At 70.9% G+C, this 22675-nt stretch carries 17 protein-coding genes and 1 tRNA gene; 8 read left to right on the top strand and 10 right to left on the bottom strand.

The window, feature by feature from the left end:
• Positions 1–6: 6 nt before the first annotated feature.
• From pgi to HWY45_RS10430, 5 genes are all read right to left on the bottom strand, one after another.
• On the bottom strand, positions 7–1605 hold the full coding sequence (pgi, locus tag HWY45_RS10450) for a glucose-6-phosphate isomerase (protein WP_059886249.1): 1599 nt from the start codon (positions 1603–1605) through the stop codon (positions 7–9).
• 40 nt (positions 1606–1645) lie between these two features.
• Positions 1646–2590 carry an ABC transporter substrate-binding protein gene (locus HWY45_RS10445; RefSeq protein ID WP_059807115.1) on the bottom strand — a complete coding sequence of 315 codons (945 nt, stop codon included), beginning with the start codon at positions 2588–2590 and terminating at the stop codon, positions 1646–1648.
• A gap of 76 nt (positions 2591–2666) precedes the next feature.
• Positions 2667–3704 carry an ABC transporter permease subunit gene (locus tag HWY45_RS10440; protein ID WP_059560264.1) on the bottom strand — a complete coding sequence of 346 codons (1038 nt, stop codon included), beginning with the start codon at positions 3702–3704 and terminating at the stop codon, positions 2667–2669.
• 41 nt (positions 3705–3745) lie between these two features.
• Positions 3746–5299 (bottom strand): sugar ABC transporter ATP-binding protein, encoded by a 1554-nt coding sequence (locus HWY45_RS10435; RefSeq protein WP_059886125.1) that lies wholly within the window; start codon positions 5297–5299, stop codon positions 3746–3748.
• Entirely contained in the window at positions 5286–6536 is a 1251-nt protein-coding gene (locus tag HWY45_RS10430; protein ID WP_059560843.1) for an ROK family protein, read from the bottom strand. The genes HWY45_RS10435 and HWY45_RS10430 overlap by 14 nt, the downstream gene beginning before the upstream one ends.
• Before the next feature lie 124 nt (positions 6537–6660).
• On the opposite strand from HWY45_RS10430, the gene HWY45_RS10425 reads away from it, so the two are divergent.
• Positions 6661–6861 carry a hypothetical protein gene (locus HWY45_RS10425; protein WP_059886123.1) on the top strand — a complete coding sequence of 67 codons (201 nt, stop codon included), beginning with the start codon at positions 6661–6663 and terminating at the stop codon, positions 6859–6861.
• A gap of 196 nt (positions 6862–7057) precedes the next feature.
• Here the strand turns inward: HWY45_RS10425 and HWY45_RS10420 are convergent.
• From HWY45_RS10420 to HWY45_RS10400, 5 genes are all read right to left on the bottom strand, one after another.
• A tRNA-Leu gene (locus HWY45_RS10420) sits at positions 7058–7144 on the bottom strand.
• A 123-nt stretch (positions 7145–7267) separates the two neighbouring features.
• Positions 7268–8080: an ABC transporter ATP-binding protein gene (locus HWY45_RS10415; RefSeq protein ID WP_059886121.1), complete on the bottom strand. Its 813-nt coding sequence runs from the start codon at positions 8078–8080 to the stop codon at positions 7268–7270.
• Positions 8073–9137 carry a FecCD family ABC transporter permease gene (locus tag HWY45_RS10410; protein ID WP_059886119.1) on the bottom strand — a complete coding sequence of 355 codons (1065 nt, stop codon included), beginning with the start codon at positions 9135–9137 and terminating at the stop codon, positions 8073–8075. The genes HWY45_RS10415 and HWY45_RS10410 overlap by 8 nt, the downstream gene beginning before the upstream one ends.
• Positions 9134–10090: an alpha/beta hydrolase gene (locus HWY45_RS10405; RefSeq protein ID WP_059886117.1), complete on the bottom strand. Its 957-nt coding sequence runs from the start codon at positions 10088–10090 to the stop codon at positions 9134–9136. Before HWY45_RS10405 ends, HWY45_RS10410 begins: the two co-directional genes overlap by 4 nt.
• A gap of 1 nt (position 10091) precedes the next feature.
• A complete protein-coding gene (locus HWY45_RS10400) occupies positions 10092–11213 on the bottom strand; it encodes an ABC transporter substrate-binding protein (RefSeq protein ID WP_059886115.1) in 1122 nt (373 codons plus the stop codon).
• A 164-nt stretch (positions 11214–11377) separates the two neighbouring features.
• On the opposite strand from HWY45_RS10400, the gene HWY45_RS10395 reads away from it, so the two are divergent.
• From HWY45_RS10395 to HWY45_RS10365, 7 genes are all read left to right on the top strand, one after another.
• The gene (locus tag HWY45_RS10395; RefSeq protein WP_059886113.1) at positions 11378–12358 is read left to right on the top strand and encodes a helix-turn-helix transcriptional regulator; all 981 of its coding nucleotides are present in this window, start codon (positions 11378–11380) and stop codon (positions 12356–12358) included.
• A 114-nt stretch (positions 12359–12472) separates the two neighbouring features.
• Positions 12473–14608, top strand: coding sequence for a TonB-dependent receptor domain-containing protein (locus HWY45_RS10390; RefSeq protein ID WP_059886247.1), 2136 nt, complete (start codon positions 12473–12475; stop codon positions 14606–14608).
• A gap of 57 nt (positions 14609–14665) precedes the next feature.
• Entirely contained in the window at positions 14666–15850 is a 1185-nt protein-coding gene (locus HWY45_RS10385; protein WP_081069943.1) for an isochorismate synthase, read from the top strand.
• Positions 15850–17463, top strand: a complete 1614-nt coding sequence (locus tag HWY45_RS10380) for a (2,3-dihydroxybenzoyl)adenylate synthase (protein ID WP_059886111.1) — start codon at positions 15850–15852, stop codon at positions 17461–17463. Before HWY45_RS10385 ends, HWY45_RS10380 begins: the two co-directional genes overlap by 1 nt.
• Positions 17464–17520: 57 nt before the next feature.
• On the top strand, positions 17521–18396 hold the full coding sequence (locus HWY45_RS10375) for an isochorismatase (protein ID WP_170304038.1): 876 nt from the start codon (positions 17521–17523) through the stop codon (positions 18394–18396).
• Positions 18393–18713 carry a DUF2218 domain-containing protein gene (locus HWY45_RS10370; protein ID WP_059886109.1) on the top strand — a complete coding sequence of 107 codons (321 nt, stop codon included), beginning with the start codon at positions 18393–18395 and terminating at the stop codon, positions 18711–18713. The genes HWY45_RS10375 and HWY45_RS10370 overlap by 4 nt, the downstream gene beginning before the upstream one ends.
• A gap of 49 nt (positions 18714–18762) precedes the next feature.
• The gene (locus HWY45_RS10365; RefSeq protein ID WP_059886107.1) at positions 18763–22674 is read left to right on the top strand and encodes a non-ribosomal peptide synthetase; all 3912 of its coding nucleotides are present in this window, start codon (positions 18763–18765) and stop codon (positions 22672–22674) included.
• The last annotated feature ends 1 nt before the right edge of the window (position 22675 follow it).

Below are 22675 nucleotides of genomic sequence, written 5' to 3'. Positions count from 1 at the left end.
CGATGCTCACGCCGCGGTGCCGCGCCGTGCCTTGTAGCGGTTGATCAGCTGGTTGGTGGAGCCGTCGTGCGAGCGGGCCGGGCCCGGCGCGTCGAGTTCGTTCTCGATCGCGACCGCGAGCCGCTTGCCGAGCTCGACGCCCCACTGGTCGAACGAGTTGATCTGCCAGACCGCGCCCTGCACGAACACCTTGTGCTCGTACAGCGCGATCAGCGCGCCGAGCGACGCGGGGTCGAGCCGGTCCAGGCAGATCGTGGTGGTCGGGCGGTTGCCCTCGAAGTGGCGATGCGGCTCGTCGGGCGAGCGCGCGCCGTTCATCAGCGCCTCGGACTGCGCGAAGCAGTTCGCGACGAGGATGTCGTGATGCGCGTCGAACGCGTGCTGCGGCTGCATGCAGACGATCATGTCCGCGGGAATCACCGCGGTGCCCTGGTGCAGCAGCTGGAAGAACGCGTGCTGGCCGTTGGTGCCGGGTTCGCCCCAGATCACCGGGCCGGTCGCGTAGTCCACCCGCTCGCCCGCGAGCGTCACCGACTTGCCGTTGCTCTCCATGTCGAGCTGCTGCAGGTACGCGGGCAGCCGGTGCAGGTAGCGGTCGTACGGCGCGATCAGGTGGCTCGTCGCGCCGAGGAAGTTCTGATGCCAGATGCCGATCAGCGCGAGCAGCGCGGGCAGGTTGCGTTCGAGCGGCGCGTCGGCGAAATGGCGGTCCATCGCATGCGCGCCGTCGAGCAGCGCGTCGAACGCATCCATGCCGTTCTGCAGCGCGATCGGCAGGCCGATCGCCGACCACAGCGAGTAGCGGCCGCCGACCCAGTCCCAGAATTCGAACATGTTGGCCGGGTCGATGCCGAATGCGGCAACCGCGTCCGCGTTGGTCGACACCGCGACGAAATGCCGTGCGATCGCGGCCTCGGGCGCGCCGCTCGCGAGCAGCCACGCGCGCGCGGTATGCGCGTTGACGAGCGTCTCGCGGGTCGTGAAGGTCTTCGACGACACGATGAACAGCGTCGTCTGCGGATCGGTGCGCTTCAGCACCTCGGCGATGTCCGCGCCGTCGACGTTCGACACGAAGTGCATCGTCAGCCGTTCGTGCGCGGTCGGCTTCAGCGCCTCGCATACCATCTTCGGGCCGAGATCCGAGCCGCCGATGCCGATGTTGACCACGTCGGTGATCGCGCGGCCCGAGTGGCCTTGCCACGCGCCGTCGCGCACCGCGCCGGCAAAGGCGCGCAGCTTCGCGAGGACGGCCGCGACCTGCGCGGCGACGTCCGTGCTTTCGACGAAGCGCGGCGTGCCCGAACGGTCGCGCAGCGCGACGTGCAGCACCGCGCGGCGCTCGGTGGCGTTGATCCGCTCGCCGGCGAACATCGCGTCGCGCCGCGCCTCGACGCCGCTCGCGCGGGCGAGCGCGACGAGCCGCGCGATCGTCTCGTCGACGACGGGATGCTTCGAGAAGTCGACGAACAGGCCGGCCGCCTCGAGCGAGAAGCGCGCGGCGCGCTCGGGATCGCGCGCGAACAGCTCGGGCAGCGGGGTGCCGGCCAGCGCGTCGCGATGGTCGGCGAGGGCACGCCACGCGGGCGTCCGGGTCAGCAGGGTCATGATCGGCAAGGGGGCGGGTTCAGGTTCGGGTTCGGAAGGATCAGTGCGGGGCGCTCCAGCCCTTGTAGCTCTTCACGTTGTCGCGCGTGATGAGCGCCGGCTCGATCAGGATCATCGGGTTGGCGGGCTTCTGGCCGTTCATGATCCCGTAGCCGACGTTGACGGCCTGCTGCGCCATCGCCCATGGGTCCTGGCTCGACGACGCCTGCACGAGCGTGTTGGTCTTGAGCGCGGTCTCGATGTCGGGCGCGCCGTCGACCGACGTGATCACGATGCCGGTGCGGTTGAGCTGCTTCGCGGCGAGGTCGCTGCCGACGGCCTGCGGATCGTTGATCGTGAACACGCCGTCGAGCTTCGGGAAGCGCGTCAGGTAGCCCTGCATCACGTTCATCCCGCCTTCGCGCGAGCCCTTGCCGTCCTGGTCGGCAGACAGCAGCTTGATGCCCGGATTCTTCGCGAGCACGGCCTTGCAGCCGTTCACGCGGTCGACCACCGCCGACACCTGCGGGCCGTTTTCGATGATCACGTTGCCTTTGCCGTTGAGCTTCTTCGCGAGGAAGTCGCACGCGAGCTCGCCGGCCTTCACGTTGTTGGTCTGCACGGTCGCGTTCGCGCCGGCCGCCGCGACGTCGACCGCGACCACCGTGATGCCGGCCGCCTGCGCCTTCTTCACCGCGGGCTCGATCGCCTTCGGGTCGGCGGCGTTGAGCAGGATCATGTCGACGTGCGCGGAGATGAAGTTGTCGATCTGCGTGAACTGCTTGTTCAGGTCGTAGTCGGCCGACACGGCCGTGACCTTCGCGTTCGGGTTGAGCTGCTTCGCGCGCGCCTCGGCGCCTTTCGCGATCGTGACGAAGTACGGGTTGCCGAGCGAGCCGACCGTGATGCCGATCGACTTCAACGGCTTGTCGGCCGCGTGCGCGGCGGCCGTTGCGAACGCGAGCGCGCAGGCGATGCCGGTCAGGACAGCTTGGGGCTTGAACATGTCGTTGTCTCCGTGAGGTCCGTTGGACGGCGGGCGCAGGAGGACCTGCCTGCGCCCCGATAAATGAAAGGGGGTGTCAGGTGCGGGCCGAATCGCGCTGGCGGTAGCGGTCGAGCGCGACGGCGCCGATGATCACGAGGCCCTTGATGATGTATTGCCAGATGTCGGACACGCCGAGCAGCACGAGGCCGTTGGTGAGCACCGCGATGATCAGCGCGCCGATCAGCGTGCCGACGATCGAGCCGACGCCGCCGACGAAGCTGGTGCCGCCGAGGATCACCGCGGCGATCGCGTCGAGCTCGTACGACTGGCCGAGCTGCAGGCCGTTGGCCGCATAGAGCCGCGCGGCCGACATCACCGCGCCGAGGCCGGCGAGCAGGCCCGACGCCGCGTAGACGAACAGCTGGATCATGCGCACGTTGATGCCGGACAGGCGCGCGGCCTCCGGGTTGCCGCCGACCGAGTAGATCCGCATGCCGAGCACGGTGCGGCGCAGGATGAACCACGACGCGACGATCACCGCGCCGGCGATCACGACGAGCCACGGCACGCCGAGCAGGGTGCCGTTGCCGATGAACGCGAACGGCAGCTGCGGGTTGAAGATCGTCGTGTCGTTGCCCATCAGGCGCGCGACGCCGCGCACGGCCGTCAGCGCGCCGAGCGTGACGATGAACGGCGGCAGGCGCAGCAGCGCGATCAGGCCGCCGTTGATCATGCCGAACACGAGGCCGACCACGAGCGCGGCCGGCACGCCGAGCCAGCCCCAGCCGGGGATGTTCGACGCGAGCAGCGCGGCGACGGCCGCGGCGGCGAGCACCGAGCCGACCGACAGGTCGATGCCGCCCGTCAGGATCACGAACGTCATGCCGGCCGCGAGCACGATGTTGATCGATGCCTGCTGCGTGACGATCGACAGGTTCTGCAGCGTGAAGAAGCCGTCGGTGAGCAGGCCGAAGCCGATGCAGAGCAGCACCAGCACGGGCAGCATGCCGGCGGTGCGCATCAGCGACTGCATGCGCGCGCGGTGGTCGGCGACACGCGCCTGCGGCGCGCGGTCGTGCACCGGATGGGCCGGCGCGGAAGCGAGGTTCCGCTGCTTGGTCGGGTTGATCATTTCGGTAGCCTGAATGTAATGGGGAAAATGATCGGCAACGCTCAGTGCGCGTCTGCCGGTTCCGTTTGCGAGCCGGTGGCGAGCGCGATGATCGCCTCCTGCGTGATCGGTGCGCCGCTGTAGCCGCCGAGCTCGCCGGCGATCTCGCCTTCGCGCATCACCAGCACGCGGTCGGCGACGCCGATGATTTCCGGCAGCTCGCTCGAGATCACGATCACGCCGACGCCCGCGCGGGCCAGTTCATTGATGATCCGGTAGATCTCGGATTTCGCGCCGATGTCGACGCCGCGGGTCGGCTCGTCGAGGATCAGCACGCGCGGCTTCGTCTCCAGCAGGCGCGACAGCAGCACCTTCTGCTGGTTGCCGCCGGACAGCGCGCCGACGTTGACGTTCGCGTGCGGCACGCGGATCGACAGCGATGCGATCGCGTCGCGCGCACGTTCGGCGCCGCGCGCCAGATCGAGCGCGCCGAGCCGCGCGTCGCGGTTGCACACCGAGATGTTGATGTTGTCGCGCACGCTCATGTCGAGGAACAGGCCCTGGCGCTTGCGGTCCTCGGTCAGGTAGACGAGGCCCGCGTCGATCGCGTCGCGCGGCGAATGCGCGCCGAAGGTCTTGCCGTCGACCGACACGTCGCCGCGCGTGCGCGGCTCCGCGCCGAAGATCAGCCGCGCAAGCTCGGTGCGGCCCGCGCCGACGAGCCCCGCGATGCCGAGTACCTCGCCCGCGTGCAGCTCGAGGCTGCAGCCGCGCACGCGGCCGCCGTCGGCGACGTCGCGCACCGACAGCAGCAGGTGGCCGCGGTCGTACGGCGCGTGTTCCTTCTTGTAGAAGCCGGAGATGTCGCGGCCGACCATCATCGCGACCAGCCGCTCGGCCGACAGCGCCGCGCGCTCGAGCGTGCCGACGTAGGTGCCGTCGCGCAGCACCGACACGCGATCCGACAGCTCGTAGATCTCGGCCATCCGGTGGCTGATGTAGATGATCGCGAGGCCTTCCTCGCGCAGCTGGCGGATCAGCCGGAACAGGTGTTCCGTTTCGCGCGACGACAGCGGCGTGGTCGGCTCGTCCATCACGAGGATGCGGGCGCGGGTGTGCACGGCGCGGGCGATCTCGACGAGCTGCTGCTCGGCGATCGACAGCGTGCCCACCAGCGTGTCGGGCCCGAACGGCGCGCCGAGGCGCTGGAGCACGTCCTCGCAGCCGCGCGCCATCGCCGCGCGGTCGATCGTGCCCCAGCGGCGGTTGCCGCGCCGCAGTTCGCGGCCGACGTAGATGTTTTCCGCGACCGTCAGGTTCGGCGCGAGGCACAGTTCCTGGTAGATCACCGCGACGCCGGCATCGCGCGCGGCAAGCGGGCCGTCGATGTCGATGCGCCGGCCGTCGATCAGGATCTCGCCGCCCGCGTCGGCCTGGTACGCGCCCGACAGGATCTTCATCAGCGTCGACTTGCCCGCGCCGTTCTCGCCCATCAGCGAATGGATCTCGCCCGGATAGACGGTCAGGCTCACGTCGTCGAGCGCGCGCACGGCCGGGAACGTCTTGCTGATTCCGCGCATCTCGAGCAGCGGGCGGGGCGACTCAGATCGCGACATGGTTGACCTCCTGCGATTCCGCGCTCGCGCCTTTGAGGATGCCGGCCCGCGGGGAGAAGTTGAAGAACATCGGCAGCGTCGCGGCGCCGATCGCGCCGGCGTCCGCGCCGAACGTGCCGCGCACCAGCGCCGGCGTGCCGCGCGCTTCGGGCGCGGTCGCGACGAGGGCCGAGCGCAGGCGGGTGGCGACTGCGTCGATCAGGCCCGCGTCGGTGTCGGCGTCGAGCACGACGACGGGCGCGTCGACCACGCACAGCACCGCGCGCAGCGCGGGGGCGAGCGCGTCGACGCAATCGTCGATCCATTCGTCGACGGCGGGCAGGCCGCGCGCGATGCACGCTTCGAGGTCGGCGCGGTTGTCGACCTGCTCGCCGCTGTGGCGCAGGTGGCGCACCAGCGCGTGCAGCGATGCGCGTGCGAGCAGGATGTCCCACGGGCCGCGCGGCGGCGGCGCGGACGGCAGGCGGCTCGGCGGCACCGGCATCACGCCGATGTCGCCTGCGTTGCCGGTGACGCCGCGCAGGCAGTCCCCGTCGATCGCGATGCCGCCGCCGATCGCCGGGCCGATGAACAGGTAGACGAAGTCGTCCTGCTGGCGGCCGACGCCGTAGAACAGCTCGGCGATCGCGGCCGCGTTGCCGTCGTTTTCGCCGAACACGGGCAGGGACACCGCGCGGCCGAGCTCGCTCGCGAAATCGACGTCTTCCCACGGGCGGAACGTGTCGGGCGCGAGGCCGAGTTCGCGCATCCAGCTGCCGAGGTTGTACGGCTGCGCGACGCCGATGCCGGTCAGGCGCTCGCGTTCATGCGCGGGGAGCAGGGCCTGCATTGCGTCGATGTCGCGGCGGACGATCTCGAGCACGTCGGCAGGCGGGGGCAGCAGCGTGTCGTGCGTGACGCGGCCGAGCACGTCGCCGTCGAAGTTGACGAGCGCCGTTTCGATGCGCATCCGGTCGAGGTGGACGCCGATCCCGAACGCGCCGCGCGGATCGAGACGGATCAGCGACGCGGGCTGGCCGCGCTGGCCTTCGACGCGGCGGCCGGTGAACTCGATCAGCTTCGCGTCGGCGAGCGACGCGATGATGCTGCCGACGGCCGTGCCGGTCAGGTTCGCGAGGCGCGCGAGGTCGGCCTTCGACGCGCTGCCCGCGCGCCGCAGGGCCTTCAGCAACAGGCGCTCGTTGTAACGGCGCACGTTGGCCGAGTTGCTTCCCTGGCCGATGTGCGGGCTTCGCATGGTGTCTCCTTCCATGGCGCGCCGGTTGGTGGCGCATTAAATAAATCACGTTGATTTATTTAACCGCGTGGCGATCGGCATGTCAGCCTAGGGAAATCCCGGGCATTGGGGGGGAGGGTTTGAAATGAGGAAGGCCGGCGTCGTGGCCGCCTTCTCTGAAATTCGGGCGCAGGAATGGAAAAAGGCCGGCACGAAGCCGACCTTTTCAAAACAGATGGTGCGCAGGAGGGGACTCGGTCGCACGGGCGCGACCCCGGCTGCGCTCGCAAGAGCAGCCTTTCGAGTCCTCACGCAAAGCGCGCAGGCGCTTTGCTTCCTGGGCTGAAAATGAAAAAGGCTGGCACGAAGCCGACCTTCTTAAAACAGCTGGCGCCCAGCAGGGGACTCGGTCACACGGGCGCGACCCTGGCTGCGCTCGCAAGCGCAGCCTTTCGAGTCCTCACGCAAAGCACGCAAGCGCTTTGCTTCCCGGGCGCAGAAACGAGAAAGGCCGGCATATAGCCGGCCTTTCAAAAAACAGATGGTGCCCAGGAGAGGACTCGAACCTCCACGGTGTTGCCACCGCTAGGACCTGAACCTAGTGCGTCTACCAATTCCGCCACCTGGGCACGTTTCGCTTGTTGCTGCATCGCGAAAGACCGCAATTATAGAGCAGCCGCGAAGGCTGTCAACAGCTTTTTCGTTCCGGATTGAAAAAATATCGCGCGCACGCCGAACAACCCGACCTGCACTCAACCTGTCGACGCAAGTTCCTCCACCGAGGCCGCCCGTTCGGCGAGCGTCACGTAGTCGCCCGACGCCGTGCGCTCGACCCGCGCATCCACGCGATAGGCGCGCCGCAGGTTGGCGGGCGTCAGCACGTCGGCAGCGCCGCCGTCGGCCAGCACGCCGTCGCGGCCGAGCAGCACGAGGCGGTCGCAGAAGCGCGCGGCGAGATTCAGGTCGTGCAGCGCGACGAGCGCAATCGCGCCGCGCCGCGCGACCGCGTCGCGCATCGCCTCCAGCGCGAGCAACTGCCAGCGCAGGTCGAGCGCGCTCGTCGGCTCGTCCAGCAGCAGCAGCGGCGTTTCGCGCACCAGCACCTGTGCGAGCCCGACCATCTGGCGCTGCCCGCCCGACAGCCGGTCGAGCGACGTGGTGGCGAGCGGATGCAGGTTCAACTGGCCGAACACCCGTTCGAGGCGAGCGTCCTGCGCGTCGGCGGACAGGCCGCCGCAGGTCGCGCGCAGCGCGCCGCGCACGGCTTCGTAGACGAGCAGCGAGGTTGGCTGCGGCAGCGTCTGCGGCAGATATCCGACCCGCCGCATATGCTCGCGGCGCGCGCCGCGCAGCAGGTCGTGCCCGTCGAGCGTGAGCGCGCCGCGCGCGGCGACGAGCCGGGCGAGCGCGCGCAGCAGCGTCGACTTGCCGACGCCGTTCGGGCCGAGCAGCGCCACCGCGCTGCCGGGCGGGATCGCCTGCAGCGACAACTTCGCGAGGATCGTGCGCGCGCCATAAGCGACGTCGAGGCCGTCGATGCGGAGTGCCCGTGGCGGTTTATCCATCGTGCCTCCTGCGGCGGCTGATCAGCGTCATGAAGAGCGGCACGCCGACGAGCGCGGTGATGATGCCGATCGGCAGCACGACGCCCGAGACGAGCGTCTTGCTGAGCACCGATGCGGCGGACAGCATGATCGCGCCGGCGAGCGCCGCGCCGGGCAGGTAGTGGCGATGGTCGTCGCCGACGAGCAGCCGCGCGACGTGCGGCCCGACGAGGCCGACGAAGCCGATCGTGCCGACGAACGACAGCGCGGTGGCCGACAGCAGGCTGATGCGGATCAGCGTGACGAGCCGCAGCCGCTCGACCGCGATGCCCATGCTGCGCGCCTGTTCCTCGCCGGCGCGCAGCGCCGTCATCGACGCGACGCCCGGCGCGGACCACACCGCGCTGAACCCGAGCACGCATGCGAGGATCGCGATCTTGCTCCAGGTCGCCCGCGCGAGGCTGCCCATGCTCCAGAACACGATCTGCTGCAGCGCGTTCGCGTCGGCGACGAATTGCAGCAGCCACAGCAGCGCCTCGAAGCTGAACATCAGGCCGATGCCGAACAGCACGACGGTTTCGGTCGTCGCGCCGTGCCGCCACGCGAGCCAGACGATCAGCAGCGTCGCGCCGATCGCGCAGCCGAACGCGCCGAGCGACAGCGCGAGGTTCTCGTTCCACAGCACGAGATGCCAGCCGGAGATCACGACGAGCGACGCGCCGACGCTCGCGGCCGCGGCGATGCCGAGCGTGAACGGGCTCGCGAGCGGGTTGTTCAGCACCGTCTGCATCTCCGCGCCGGCGAGCCCGAGCGACGCGCCGACGAGGATGGCCATCAGCGCATACGGCAGGCGCACGTTCCACAGGATCACGCGCTGTTCGAGCGGCAGTGCGTCCGGGCGCAGCAGCCCGGTGACGATATCCGCGACCGGGAACGACGATGGGCCGGTCGCGATGTCGACGACCAGCAGCGCGACGAGCACGCCGGCCAGCATCGCGAGCGCGCCGACGCGCCGCGCGGCGATCGCGCGGTAGCGGACCTTCAGCGACGCGGGCGGAACCGGAGCCGTCGTGCTCATGCGGCACCTCCGCGAGGATCCGGCGCGCACGCGATGCGCGCGGCGAGCGCCGCGCTCGGCACCACGACGCCGCCGTGGTCCTCGCCGTCGATCAGCCGGAACGTCGCGTCGAGGCCCGCACGGCCGCCCACGCGCTGCACGAAGTCACGGGCCGAGCTGACCTGCTTGCGCGCCTGTTGCCGGCGCATGCGTTCGGTGTCCGGATGCGGCGCGCCTTCCTCGAGGCTGCCGGCGGTCACGACCAGGCGCAGCGCCGGGTCGAGCGGCGCCGCCGTTGCGGCGAAGCGGTCGGCATACGGCAGCAGCGCGCGTTCGCCCCACCAGATCGACGGGCTTGCCGCGACGTAGCGGCGGAACAGGTGCGGGCGCGTCAGCAGCGCATACAGCGTCAGCAGCCCGCCGTACGAGTGGCCGAACAGCGTCTGCCGGCCCGCATCGATCGGCCACTGGCGCGCGAGCCACGGCTGCACGTCGTGCTCGACGAAATCGAGAAAGCGGTCCGCCGCGAGGCCTTGTCCGTTCGGCAGCGGCGCGAGCGTGTAGTCGTCGGCGCGCGCCTGCATGTCGTACGGCGCATCGGTCGGGTAGCCGATGCCGAGGACGACCGGCGCGGGCGCGTGCCCGGCGTCGGGCCGTGCCGCGCGGTTGCGCGCGAGCGGCGCGGCGAGCGGGAACAGCGCGTTGCCGTCGAGCACGACCAGCACCGGATGCGGCGCGGTGGCCGAGCGTTCGGCCGGCAGCGCGACGAACAGGCGGCGGGCCCGGCCCGCGACGGTCACGTCGAACTGGTGACTGCCGGGAATCCGCACGGGCGGCGTGTCGGCGGGCGAGGGCCACGCGGCGGTGTCGGGCGTATCGGACGCGGCGCCGGCCGGCGCGACGCGGGTTGCAAGCGCGCCCGCGAGTCCGGCGAAGAGCAGGCCGCGACGCATGGTGGAGTAAGGCTCCGGCATGTCACGACCCTTCCTGGATCCAGTATTCGCCGTTCAGCGCGACCGGCTGGAAGCGGCGCACCATCGTGTCGAACGTGCGGCGCGGGTCGAGATCCGCGAACAGGTCCGGATGCAGCCATTTGGCCAGCGCCTGCACCGCGACGACGTTGAACGGCGAGTTGTAGAAGTGATGCCAGATCGCGTACGCGCGGCGCTCGCGCACCGCGCGCAGCGGGGCGATCGTCGGGCGCTGCAGCGCGCGGTCGAGCGACTGCACGGCGGCGTCGCGCGTCACGCCGGCGCCGAGCGCGATGCGCCGCGGCGCGCTCTGCAGCGTGAGGGCCGAGCCGATCGCGGTGCCGATGTAGACGTCGGGCTGGCGGCTCAGCAGGTATTCCGGGTTCAGCGTGCCGTGCTCGCCGGGCACGCGGCCTTTCGCGATGTTCTCGCCGCCGGCGGCGTCGAGCAGGCGGCCGAGCATGCCCGTCATCGTTTCGCAGCAGTCGTCGGACAGGCCGACGCGGCTTTCGAGAAAGACGGTCGGCGCGGCCGGCCGCGCGGTTTTCAGGCGGGTGCGCACGAGGTCGAACTGCTGCTGCCACAGCGCATTGAAGTCGGCCGCGCGCTGCGGCGCGCCGAACACCTGGCCGAGCAGCGCGACGCTGCGCGTCGTATTGGCGAGCGGGTCGTGGCGGAAATCGACGAACACGATCGCGACGCCCGCCGCCTCCAGCCGCGCGAGCGTCTCGCGATCGCGCTCGCCGGGCCCGTGGCCGCCGCCGAGCCCGAAGATCGCGACCTGCGGCCGCAGCGCGAGCGCGCGCTCGTCGCTGAAGCTGCCGGCCTGCGAGCGGCCGATGCGCGGCACGTCCTTCAACCGCGGAAAGCGTTCGAGCCACTGCGCGTAGCTCGCGGGATCGAGCTGCTCGAAGTCGCCCATCATGCCGACGAGCCGGCGCGTCGGGTCGTCGCCGTCGACGATCGCGAGCGCCGGCAGCAGGCGTCCTTCGCCGAGCAGCACGCGCTCCACGCGCGCGGGGATCTTGACCTGCCGGCCGGCGAGGTCGGTGACGGTCCTGGTGTCCGCATGCGCGGCATGCATCACGAGCCATCCGCACAGCCATGCGCCGAGCGTGGCCCACATTCCGCTTGTCTTTCTCACATGACTCCCGATACGATATAAATGAGAACAATTCTCATTTAATTGTAACCGAGAGGCCGGGCCGGAACGGACGCTGTCCGTTTGTCCGAGCGACGAAATAGTTTGCGCGAGCACCGGGACAGGGCCGCGCGCGGGGGATATCCGAGATGACTGCGTGGGCGCCAGGCGCTTTCCATTCCGATTGCCATCGACACGACGCGCACGTCGCGCGGGTCCGCGAAGTGCGGCCGGGGCTGCGCGTGCATGCGGACGACGCGACCGACGAGTTCGACGCGGTGATGTCCGGCCAGTGCACGCCGGGCCTGCACCTCGTGCTGCTGCTGGAGGGCGCGCTCGACGTGTCCTACGGCGACCGGCGCGTGCTGCTGACCACCGACGGGCGCCGCGCGTGCCGCGACGGCGCCGCCCATCCCGGCGCGGGCCGGCCGAACGTGCGGATGCAGTCGTTCCTGCTCAACGCGCTGCAGCCTGACACGTTCCGCCGCCGCCTGAGCAAGGGCGGCTATGCGCGGCGGCTCAGCCTCGCGATGTCCGGCGAATGGCTCGCACACCTGCAGGCCGCGAGCCGCGCGGCGTTGCCCGAGCGGCTCGATTCGATGCTGTCCGCGCATCTAGCGATCCATTTCTGGCAGCCGACGCCGCGCGCGGCCGCGCTCGCCGAGCAGATCGTGCGGCCGCCGGCCTACCAGCCGATGCTGCAGGCGATCTACCTCGAAAGCCGCGTGCTCGAACTGCTCGCCGAGGCGTTCGCGCCGCTCGAGGCGGAGGAGGCCGGCGCGTCGGACACGGCGCTCGGCTCGCGCGACTATCGCCGGATGGCCGAGCTGCGCGCGTTCCTCGCGAGCGACGCCGCGCAGGAGCTGTCGCTCGACGACATCGCGCGCCACGTCGGCATGAGCGCGAACGCGATGCAGCGTCAGTTCCGCGCCGCGTACGGCACGACGGTGTTCGACTTCATCCGCGAGCACCGCCTGCAGCGCGCGCGGCTCGCGCTCGAGCGCGACGCGGTGAGCGTCAAGCAGGCCGCCGCGCTCGCCGGCTACACGAGCGCCGCGAATTTCGCGACCGCGTACAAGCGCCGGTTCGGCGTGACGCCGACGCTCGCGCGGCGCTGCGCGAGCCGCTGACGGATCGCAGCGGCGCTCAAACGAGTTCGAGGCTTACGCAAAGATTTCGACGTATTACAGGTTCCATAATGCAAATGAGAATCAATCACATTGTGGAGCAGCGAAAGCGTCATCATGTCGAGTCACGTTGCGAAGTTTGCGTTGAAGCCGGCCGTCGTCGCCGGCCTGTATCTGATGGGGGCGTCCTGCGCGTGGGCGCAGACGCCTGACAAGCCGGGCGATGCCGCCACGCCGGCCGCGTCCGGCGAGCCGGCGGCCATGAAGGAAATCGTCGTGACGGCGAGCCGCCGCGAGCAGGCGATCAAGGAGGCGCCCGCCAGCATCTCGGTGATCACCCGCGACGAGATTGCGGCGAAGCCGTACACGTCGGTCGCCGAGATCGTCGGCAAAGTCGAGGGCGTGAGCGTGGTCGGCGGATCGCCGAACGACCAGGACATCTCGATTCGCGGGATGCCGGGCGAATACACGCTGCTTCTCGTCGACGGCCGTCGGCAGAACACCCGCGAAACGATGAACCGCGGCACCGCAGGCGTGCAGTCGAACCTGATGCCGCCGCTGTCCGCGATCGAGCGGATCGAGGTCGTGCGCGGGCCGATGTCGTCGCTGTACGGCGCCGATGCGATGGGCGGCGTGGTCAACGTGATCACGCGCAAGGTGCCGAAGCGCTGGGGCGGCACGCTTACCGCGAGCAGCGTGTGGCAGCTCGAGTCGAACCAGGGCGACACACAGAGCGTCGATTTCTGGCTCGGCGGCCCGCTGAAGTCCGACGTGCTCGGGCTGCAGGCGTCCGGGCGCCTGCTGCACCGGGGCGAGGACACCATCTACTACCCGGCGAGCGGGGCGAGCGGCGCGAACGGGCAGCGCATCGGCAGCTTCGACGTGAAGCTCGCCGCGAAGCCGACCCGCGACCAGGACATCAGCGTGAACGTCGGGCGCGAACAGCTCACCTATCTCAGCACGCCGGGCAAGAGCGAGGCGCCGCTCACGCCGCGCACCGCGACTTCCGCGATCACCGAGACGCGTCACGTGCGCGACTACTGGGGCATCACGCACGACGGCCGCTGGGGCTTCGCCAACACGACGCTGTCGCTGTACGGCGAGCGCGGCGTGCAGGACCAGTGGACGCCGGCGGGGCGCTCGCCGGTCAAGCCCGTGCTGACCGACACGATCCTCGAAGGCAAGGCCGAGGTGCCGTGGTGGGGCGAGCGCAACATCCTGACCGTCGGCGGCCAGCACATCTGGTCGCGGCTGTCGGGCGTCGGCAGCCAGGACGCCGTGCCGAAGGGGCACGCGATCAATTCGGATCGCATCTCGCGCAATGCATGGGCGCTGTTCGGCGAGAACGAGTACTTCTTCAACGACCGCTTCACGCTGACCACCGGCCTGCGGCTCGACCACGACGACCGCTACGGCAGCCACGTCAGCCCGCGCGTCTACGGCGTGTACCGGCTCACCCAGGCATGGACGGTGCGCGGCGGCGTGTCGACCGGCTTCCGGCCGCCGTCGCTGCGCCAGAGCACGGGCGGCTACTGCATGACGTCGGGCGGCGCGGCGGGGGCGGTGCCCGGCACGCTGTGCGGCAACCCGGACCTGAAGCCCGAAACGAGCGTGACCGAGGAGCTCGGCGTGCGCTACGACATGGGCGATACGTATGCGGGCCTGACGCTGTTCAACAACCTGTTCAGGAACAAGGTCACGAGCTACGACACGGGCGTCGCCGATCCGCGCTCGCCGGGCCGCAACATCTACAAGTACGACAACATCGACCGGGTCAAGCTGTACGGGCTCGAGCTCGGCGCGGGCACGCGGGTGTCGCGCACGGTGAGGGTGTCGGGCGCGTACACGCTCACGCAGTCGCGCCGCGAAGGCAACGGCGAGAAGGCATTCAACGGCAGCTCGCTCGACGGCCAGCCGCTCGACAAGACGCCGAAGCACAAATTCAACGTGCAGGTCGACTGGACGCCGACGCCGAAGCTCGACCTGTATGCGACGGCCAATTACATCGGCAACGAATACTGGGCGGCGTTCCGCAACGGCGCGCAGGGCGTGCGCGAGCGGCCGTCGACGACGACCTTCGACCTCGGCGGCCGTTACCGGATCGACAAGCGCTTCTCCGTCAATTTCGCGGTGCTGAACCTGACCAACCGGATGGTGCCGGTGGACGACCGCACCCGCGCGAACGGCCTGAGCGGCAACTGGCTGGTCGATCAGGGCCGCCGCGTCGCGGTGAGCGTCACCGCCGAGATGTGACGGCCTGGCCGGCGCCGCGCGCCGGCTCATTCAATCTGGAAAGTGGAGGTCAAGCTCATGAACATGGTGTCCCGTCCTTCGACACTATTGGCACCCCGAAACGTCTGGGAACTCTATCGCCCCGACACGCCGCTGTTCCTCGCGACGCCGGACCATGCGCTGCTCGCGGCCGATGCGGCGCAGGCGGTGCCGCACGGCGATGCGCCGCTCGCGGCACGCGTCGCGCAGGCGCTGCGCGATGCCCGCGCGAGCGGCTACGCGGATGCGGCAGTGGTCGGCGCGGTGCCGTTCGACGTCGATGCGCCGGCCGCGTTGCGCGTTGCGCGCACGCTGCTGCGCGCCGGGCCGCTCGGCTCGCCGCGCGCGCCCGATCCGGCGTCGACGCGCTACGCGACGCGCGCGGTGCCGTCGGCGGACCGCTATGCGGACGCGGTCGCGCAGGCTGTCGCGCGCATCCGCGCCGGCGAACTCGACAAGGTGGTGCTGGCGCGCACGCTCGAGCTCACCGGCGAGCGGCCGGTCGACGTCGCGCCGCTCGTCGCGCGCCTCGCGGCCCGCAATCCGCACGGCTACACGTTCTCCGTCGATCTCGGCGCCGGGCGCACGCTGCTCGGCGCGAGCCCGGAACTGCTCGTGAACCGCTTCGGCGGGATCGTCCGTGCGAATCCGCTCGCGGGCTCGGCGCCGCGCAGCCCCGACCCGGTCGAGGATCGCCGCCGCGCGGACGCGCTGCTCGCGTCCGTGAAGGATCTCGACGAGCATCGGGTCGTCGTCGAGGCGGTGCGCGACAGCCTCGCGCCGCTGTGCCGGCGCCTGGACGTGCCGGCGCGCCCGTCGCTGATCCACACCGAGACGATGTGGCATCTGTCGACCGAAGTGCGCGGCGAAACCGATGCGGACGCGCTGGCGCTGGCGCTCGCGCTGCATCCGACGCCCGCCGTCTGCGGCGCGCCGCGCGCAGCCGCCCGCGCGTGCATTCGCGACGCGGAGCCGTTCGACCGCGGCTTCTACGCGGGGATGCTCGGCTGGGTCGATACGCACGGCGACGGCGAATGGGTCGTGACGATCCGCTGCGCGGAAGCGCGCGACCGCACGCTGCGGCTCTATGCGGGCGCGGGCGTGGTCGGCGAATCGACGCCCGACGGCGAACGCGCGGAAACCGCCGCGAAGTTCCGCACGATGCTCGACGCGCTCGGCGTGAGCCGCGACGTCGCGGCGGACGCGCTGACGGAGCGCGCGTGATGCGCGCGCACGGCACGCCCTGGCCGGACGCGTTCGCCGACGCGTACCGCCGCAACGGGTATTGGCGAGGGCAGTCGTTCGCGCACTGGCTCGACGAGCGCGTCGAACGGCATGGCGAGCGCATCGCGCTCGTGCAGGACGACATCCGCTGGTCGTATCGCACGCTCGCCGACGAAGCGGCGCGTGTCGCCCGCGCATTGACCGCGCGCGGCATCGCGCCGGGCGACCGCGTGGTGGTGCAGTTGCCGAACTGCGTCGCGTTCTTCGCGGTCACCTTCGCGCTGTTCCGGCTGGGCGCGCTGCCCGTGTTTGCGCTGCCCGCGCATCGCCGGCGCGAGATCGGCTACTTCTGCCGGCACGCGCAGGCGGTCGCGTACGTCGCGGCCGAGCGGCACGACGGGTTCGATTACCGGGCGCTCGCGCGCGACGTGAAGGCCGACGCGCCGACGCTGCGCCACGTGCTGTTCACCGCGCCCGGCAATGCGAACCTTGCGCTGGCCGACGCAGCGGCCAATATCGCATTGCCGCCCGAACCGGCCGCGAGCGAAGTCGCATTCCTGCAGTTGTCGGGCGGCAGCACCGGCACGCCGAAGCTGATCCCGCGCACGCACGACGACTACCTGTACAGCGTGCGCGAAAGCGCGCGCATCTGCGGGCTGAGCGAGCGCAGCGTCTATCTCGCCGCACTGCCGGCCGCGCACAACTACGCGCTCAGCTCGCCGGGCTCGCTCGGCGTGCTGCACGCGGGCGGCACGGTCGTGCTGTGCGACGGCGCGAGCCCGGACGCCGCGTTCCCGCTGATCGAGCGCGAGCGCGTGACGGTCGTCGCGCTCGTGCCGCCGCTGGTGCCGGTCTGGCTCGCGGCGGCGGCCCGGCGGCGGGAGGCGCTCGCGAGCCTGGAACTCGTGCAGGTCGGCGGCGCGCGCTTCGATCCGGCGCTCGCGGAACGCGCGGCGGACGGGTTCGGCGCACAGCTCCAGCAGGTGTTCGGGATGGCCGAAGGGCTCGTCAACTACACGCGGCTCGACGATCCGCGCGAGGTCGTGACCGGCACGCAGGGGCGGCCGATCTCGCCGGACGACGAAATCCTCATCGTCGACGACGACGATCGTCCCGTCGAGCCGGGCGAGGTCGGCCATCTGCTGACGCGCGGCCCGTACACGATCCGCGGCTATTACGACGCCGACGCGCACAACGCTCGCGCGTTCACCGTGGACGGCTTCTATCGCACCGGCGATCGCGTGCGGCGCACGGCCGCCGGCCATCTGGTCGTCGAGGGGCGGGCGAAGGACCAGATCAATCGCGGCGGCGAGAAGATTCCGGCCGAGGAGATCGAGCACCTGCTGCTCGCGCACCCGGGCGTGGTCGATGCGGCGCTCGTGCCGATGCCCGATCCGTATCTCGGCGAGCGCAGCTGCGCTTACGTGATAGGCGGCGCGCCGCCGCCGGGCGCGGCGGAGCTGATGCGGTTCGTGCGCGAGCAGGGCGTCGCCGCATACAAGGTGCCGGACCGGATCGAATTCGTCGATGCATTCCCGAAGACGCCGGTCGGCAAGATCGACAAGCGCGCGTTGCGCCAGCGCATTGCGGATCAGCTGACCGAAACCGATTGACGACAGCGCGGGCGGCACGCATCGCCCGCGCATGAACATTTTCAACAGCACTCCATCATGGCCATTCCGAAGATTCCTTCCTACCCGATGCCGGCCGCGCTGCCGGTGAACCGTGTGACGTGGCAGTTCGAGCCGCATCGTGCGGCGCTGCTCGTGCACGACATGCAGGACTACTTCCTCGATTTCTACGATCGCGGCGCGGCGCCCGTGCCGGTGCTGCTGGCGAATGTCCGGCGCCTGATCGACTTCGCGCGCGCGGCCGGGATGCCGATCTACTACACCGCGCAATCGGCCGCGCAGACGCCCGCGCAGCGCGCATTGCTGACCGACATGTGGGGGCCGGGGCTGACCGCGCAGCCGTCGCGCGAAGCGATCTGCGGCGCGCTCGCGCCGGCGCCGGGCGACACCGTGCTCGACAAGTGGCGCTACAGCGCGTTCCAGCGCTCGGACCTCGAGGTCCAGTTGCGCGCGCTGGGGCGCGACCAGCTCGTGATCTGCGGGATCTACGCGCACATCGGCTGCCTGATGACCGCGTGCGACGCGTTCATGCGCGACGTCCGGCCGTTCTTCGTCGCCGACGCGGTCGCGGATTTCTCCGAACGCGAGCACCGGATGGCGCTCGACTACGTGGCGGGCCGCTGCGGCAAGGTCGAGACGACGGATGCGCTCGTCGGCAGGGCGGAGGGTGACGCCGAGCAGCCGATGCTCGCGGAGATCGCCGCGCAGGTCGCGCGCAGCCTGCGGGTGCCGGTTGCCAGCCTGCGCGCGGGCGACAACCTGCTCGACGCCGGGCTCGATTCGGTGCGCATGATGACGCTGGTGGAAACGTGGCGGGCCGCCGGCTACGACGTCACGTTCGTCCAGCTCGCCGAGCAGCCGACGCTCGACGCGTGGGCCCGGCTGCTGCAGCGTTCGGCGCAGGTGCCGGCATGACGGCGCGCACGATGCCGGATGCGCGGCCGGCGCCGTTCGTCAGCACCGCCGAGCTCACGCTGCCGCAGGCCGACCGCGTGCTGTTCAAGCTCTGCAAGCACTACGCGATCAAGGTGCCGGTCGTATTCGACGAGCATCGCGCAACGGTCGATTTTCCGTACGGCGTGTGCCGGATGCTGCGCACCGACGACCTGCTGAGCCTGCGCTGCGAAGCCGATGCCGCGGACAAGCTCGCGCAGATCCAGTACGTGATGGACGAGCACCTCGCGCTGATGTCGCGCAACCGGCAGCTCGTCGTCGAGTGGCAGCGCGCGTGACGCGCATCGCCCGTTTCCCGATCAACGCATTCCCTTGGCACATCCATTCATGCAACTCGAAGACCGACCGATGCGCGCGACGTCCGCGCAATACGGAATCTGGGTCGCGCAGCAGGTCGACCCGGACGACCCGGGCTACCTGACCGCCGAGACGATCGCGCTCGACGGCGCGCTCGACGTCGCCGCGCTGGCCGACAGCGTCGAGGCCGTGCTCGACCATGCCGATACGCTGCACATGCGCTTCGCCTGGCAGGACGATGCGCTTTGGCAGCATCGCCGGCCGCCCTGCACGCAGCTGCCGCTCGTCGATTTCTCCACGCAGGCCGATCCCGAACAGGCGGCGCGCAACTGGATGGCCGAGTCGCTGTCGACCTGCTGCGACGTCACGGCCGATCCGCTGTACCGCACCGCGCTGCTGCGGCTGTCGCCGACGCGGCACTGGTGGTATCTGCAGGTGCATCACATCGCGCTCGACGGCTTCGGCTACAGCCTGCTCCAGCAGGCGGTGGCCGCCCGCTACAGCGCGCGCGTCGCGGGCGCGGCGCCGCCCGCGCTGCCGGACTGGCGCGTCGATCGCGTCGTCGGCGCGGAGGCGCATTACCGCGCAACCGGCGGCTTCGACGCCGATCGCGCGTTCTGGCGCGCGCATCTGCACGACGTGCCGGCGCCGCTCGTGCTGGCGCCGAAGCAGGAGATCGGCGCGAACGCACTGCGCGAGACGCTGACGCTCGACGCCGATCGCGTGCAGGCGCTGCGCGCGGCCGCGGATCGGCTCGACGTCGACTGGAACGCGTGGCTGCTGTGCGCGATCGGCATCTGGCTCGCGAAGGAGGGCGGCCAGCGCGACCTGACGCTCGGCCTGCCGGTGATGAACCGTCTCGGCACGCCGGCGCTCGGCGTGCCGTGCATGGCGATGAACATCGTGCCGCTGCGCGTGCACGTCGATCCGGATTGCTCGCCGCGCGCGCTCGCGGCCGACACCGCCGGCCGGCTGCGCGCGATCCGGCCGCACCTGTACTACCGGTACGGCTGGATTCGCGGCGACCTCGGGTTGCTGGAGCGCAACGCGTTCCTGTTCAACCAGGCGGTCAACGTGATGCCGTTCGAGCGCCAGGTCGCGTTCCGCGGGCTCGCGAGCGACACGCGCGCGATCAGCGGCGGCCCGGTGAAGGACCTGAACGTGACGGTCGCGGTGCGCGCCGGCACGTGGCAGGTGACGCTGGAAGCCAATCCGAACGCATACGACGCGGCGACGCTGGCCGCTCATGCGTGTTCGCTCGCGGGCTGGCTCGACGCATTCGCCGCGCATGCGCCGCAGGCGCCCGTCGCGCCGCTGCTCGGCGATCTGCCGCCGCCGTCGGTCCTGCGCGGCGCGCCGCTGGCCGGGCCGCATCCCGATGTGCTCGCGCGTATCGCACACATCGCGCGGCACGCGCCGACGCACACGGCGATCGAGGCAGGCGAGCGGCGCATCGACTACCGGTCGCTGCTCGACGACGTCGACGCGCTTGCGGCGGCGCTCGTGCAGCGCGGCGCGACACGCGGCAGCCGCGTGGCGATCGCCGCGCCGCGCGCGCCGGACGTGATCGCGGCGATGCTCGCGGTGCTGCGCGTCGGCGCGGTGCTCGTGCCGCTCGACCCGGACGGCCCGCCGCAGCGAACCGCGGCGATGCTCGCCGACGCGGCGCCCGTGCTCGTGATCACGCGGGGCGCGCATCGCGCGTGCGCGGGCGATTTGCCGACGCTGGATCTCGACGCACATCGTGCGCCGGCGGCAGGCATGCCGCACGAGGCGCCGCCGGCCGACCATCCCGCATACCTGCTCTACACATCGGGCTCGACCGGCACGCCGAACGGCGTGCTGGTCGGGCGCGGCGCGCTCGCGCATTTCGTCGCGAGCACGCGCGACCTTTATCGCGTCGGGCCGAACGACCGCGTGCTGCAGTTCGCGCCGCTGCATTTCGACGCGAGCCTCGAGGAGATCTTCGTCACGCTGTGCCACGGCGCGACGCTCGTGCTGCGCGACGACGCGATGCTCGACTCGGTCGACACGTTCACGGCCGAGGTCGAGCGGCGCGGCATCACCGTGCTCGATCTGCCGACCGCGTACTGGCACGTGCTCGCGCATGCGCTCGACGGCCGCCATGCGCGGCAGTTGCGCGACGTACGCCTGACCATCATCGGTGGCGAGGCGGCGCTGCCCGAGCCGATCCGGCGCTGGCGCGCACGCTTGCCGCACCAGACGCTGCTGAACACCTACGGACCGACCGAAGCGACGATCATCGCGACGGCCGCATGCGTCGGCGGGCCCGACGCGGCCTGGCAGGACGGCGAGCCGGTGCCGATCGGCACGCCGCGCGCGGGCATCGACGCACGGATCGTCGATGCGCGCCTGTATCCGGTCGCGGCAGGGCGCACCGGCGAACTGGTGCTGGGCGGCGACGCGCTCGCGCTCGGCTATCCGGGTAATCCGGCGCTCACGTCCGAACGCTTCGTGACGCTGCCCGGCACCGGCCTGCGCGCCTATCGCACCGGCGATCTCGCCACGCTGCGCGACGGCCGGCTTTGTTTCGACGGCCGGATCGACCATCAGGTGAAGATCAGCGGCGTGCGCATCGATCCGCGCGAGATCGAGGATGGGCTGTTGCGATTCCCGGCCGTGCGCGAGGCAGCTGTCGTCGCATTGCGCAGCGAGGCGGGCGCGGCGACGCTCGCGGCGTTCGTCGTCGGGGTCGACGACGTCGCCGCGCTGCGCGCGTGGCTTGCCGACGCGTTGCCGCCCGCCGCGATTCCCGATGCATGGCACGTGCTCGACCGCCTGCCGCGCAACGCGAACGGCAAGACCGACCGCAATGCGCTGGTGCGGCTCGCCGCACAGCGGCGCGCGGTGCCGGACGACGCATCGCAGGCCGGCGCGCTCGAGCAGCAGGTGATGCGCATCTGGCGTGACGTGCTGGGCGAGGTCGCGCTCACGCCGGCGTCCAACTTCTTCGACGTCGGCGGGAAGTCGCTGCAGGCGATCCAGGCGAGCGCGCGGCTCGCGACCGAGCTGGGGCGCGACGTGCCCGTGTCGATGCTGTTCCGGCATGCGACCGTCGACGCGCTGGCCGCCGCTTTGCGAACGCCGCTCGCGTATGGGCCGCGCACCGGGCACGACGCGTTCGCGCCGCATCTCGCGATCCAGGCCGGGCGCGACGGCGCGCCGCGGCTGATCTGCATCCATCCGGCCGACGGCCTTGCGTGGAGTTATCTGCGGCTTGCCGCCCATCTGCCGGACGTCGCGGTGGACGGCCTCCAGCTATCGATCGACGACACCCGCCACGCGGCCGATTTCGACGCGCTCGTCGATACCTACGTGCGACGCGTGCGCGCGCTGCAGCCGGACGGCCCGTATCACCTGCTCGGCTGGTCGCTCGGCGGCGCGCTCGCGCACGCGGTGGCCGCCGCGCTCGCGCGCGACGGGCAGGCGGTCGGCCTGCTCGCGCTGATGGACAGCTATCCGGCATCCGCATGGTCGGCGCAAGCGCAGCCGGCGCTGGCCGATGCGCTGCGCATCCTGCTCACGGTGAACGGCGATTTCGACACCGGCGAGCTGTCGGACGAGGCGTTGCGGCAGCGGCTGCTGCGCGCGAACAGCCCGTTCGCGGCGCTCGGCGCGGCGGGGCTCGACGCGTTCGCCGACGCGACGCTGCGGCAGATGCGCCTGTTCCGCGCGGCGCACACGCCGCGCTACGACGGCGCGCTGCTGCTGTTCGACGCCGCGCGCAAGCGGCCCGGCCTGCCGCAGCCCGACAGCTGGCGCGCGCATCTGGCGCCGGACGCGCTGACGTGCCGCGCGCTCGATTGCTCGCACGACGGGATGTCCGATCCCGCGCCGATGGCGGCGATCGGCGCGGCCATCGCGGAACGGCTTGCCGCCGAGGTTTCCGGCGGCTCAATTTCAGGGAATTCGAATCGATGAA

The sequence above is a fragment of the Burkholderia stagnalis genome, assembly GCF_902830275.1.
GTDB classification, from domain to species: Bacteria; Pseudomonadota; Gammaproteobacteria; order Burkholderiales; family Burkholderiaceae; genus Burkholderia; species Burkholderia stagnalis.
This window is presented reverse-complemented; position numbering and strand designations above follow the sequence as displayed.

Coding starts and splice junctions, on each gene's coding strand:
- pgi (WP_059886249.1), bottom strand. CDS start 1,605: ATGACCCTGCTGACCCGGACGCCCGCGTGGCGTGCCCTCGCCGACCAT.
- HWY45_RS10445 (WP_059807115.1), bottom strand. CDS start 2,590: ATGTTCAAGCCCCAAGCTGTCCTGACCGGCATCGCCTGCGCGCTCGCG.
- HWY45_RS10440 (WP_059560264.1), bottom strand. CDS start 3,704: ATGATCAACCCGACCAAGCAGCGGAACCTCGCTTCCGCGCCGGCCCAT.
- HWY45_RS10435 (WP_059886125.1), bottom strand. CDS start 5,299: ATGTCGCGATCTGAGTCGCCCCGCCCGCTGCTCGAGATGCGCGGAATC.
- HWY45_RS10430 (WP_059560843.1), bottom strand. CDS start 6,536: ATGCGAAGCCCGCACATCGGCCAGGGAAGCAACTCGGCCAACGTGCGC.
- HWY45_RS10425 (WP_059886123.1), top strand. CDS start 6,661: ATGAGGAAGGCCGGCGTCGTGGCCGCCTTCTCTGAAATTCGGGCGCAG.
- HWY45_RS10415 (WP_059886121.1), bottom strand. CDS start 8,080: ATGGATAAACCGCCACGGGCACTCCGCATCGACGGCCTCGACGTCGCT.
- HWY45_RS10410 (WP_059886119.1), bottom strand. CDS start 9,137: ATGAGCACGACGGCTCCGGTTCCGCCCGCGTCGCTGAAGGTCCGCTAC.
- HWY45_RS10405 (WP_059886117.1), bottom strand. CDS start 10,090: ATGCCGGAGCCTTACTCCACCATGCGTCGCGGCCTGCTCTTCGCCGGA.
- HWY45_RS10400 (WP_059886115.1), bottom strand. CDS start 11,213: ATGTGGGCCACGCTCGGCGCATGGCTGTGCGGATGGCTCGTGATGCAT.
- HWY45_RS10395 (WP_059886113.1), top strand. CDS start 11,378: ATGACTGCGTGGGCGCCAGGCGCTTTCCATTCCGATTGCCATCGACAC.
- HWY45_RS10390 (WP_059886247.1), top strand. CDS start 12,473: ATGTCGAGTCACGTTGCGAAGTTTGCGTTGAAGCCGGCCGTCGTCGCC.
- HWY45_RS10385 (WP_081069943.1), top strand. CDS start 14,666: ATGAACATGGTGTCCCGTCCTTCGACACTATTGGCACCCCGAAACGTC.
- HWY45_RS10380 (WP_059886111.1), top strand. CDS start 15,850: ATGCGCGCGCACGGCACGCCCTGGCCGGACGCGTTCGCCGACGCGTAC.
- HWY45_RS10375 (WP_170304038.1), top strand. CDS start 17,521: ATGGCCATTCCGAAGATTCCTTCCTACCCGATGCCGGCCGCGCTGCCG.
- HWY45_RS10370 (WP_059886109.1), top strand. CDS start 18,393: ATGACGGCGCGCACGATGCCGGATGCGCGGCCGGCGCCGTTCGTCAGC.
- HWY45_RS10365 (WP_059886107.1), top strand. CDS start 18,763: ATGCAACTCGAAGACCGACCGATGCGCGCGACGTCCGCGCAATACGGA.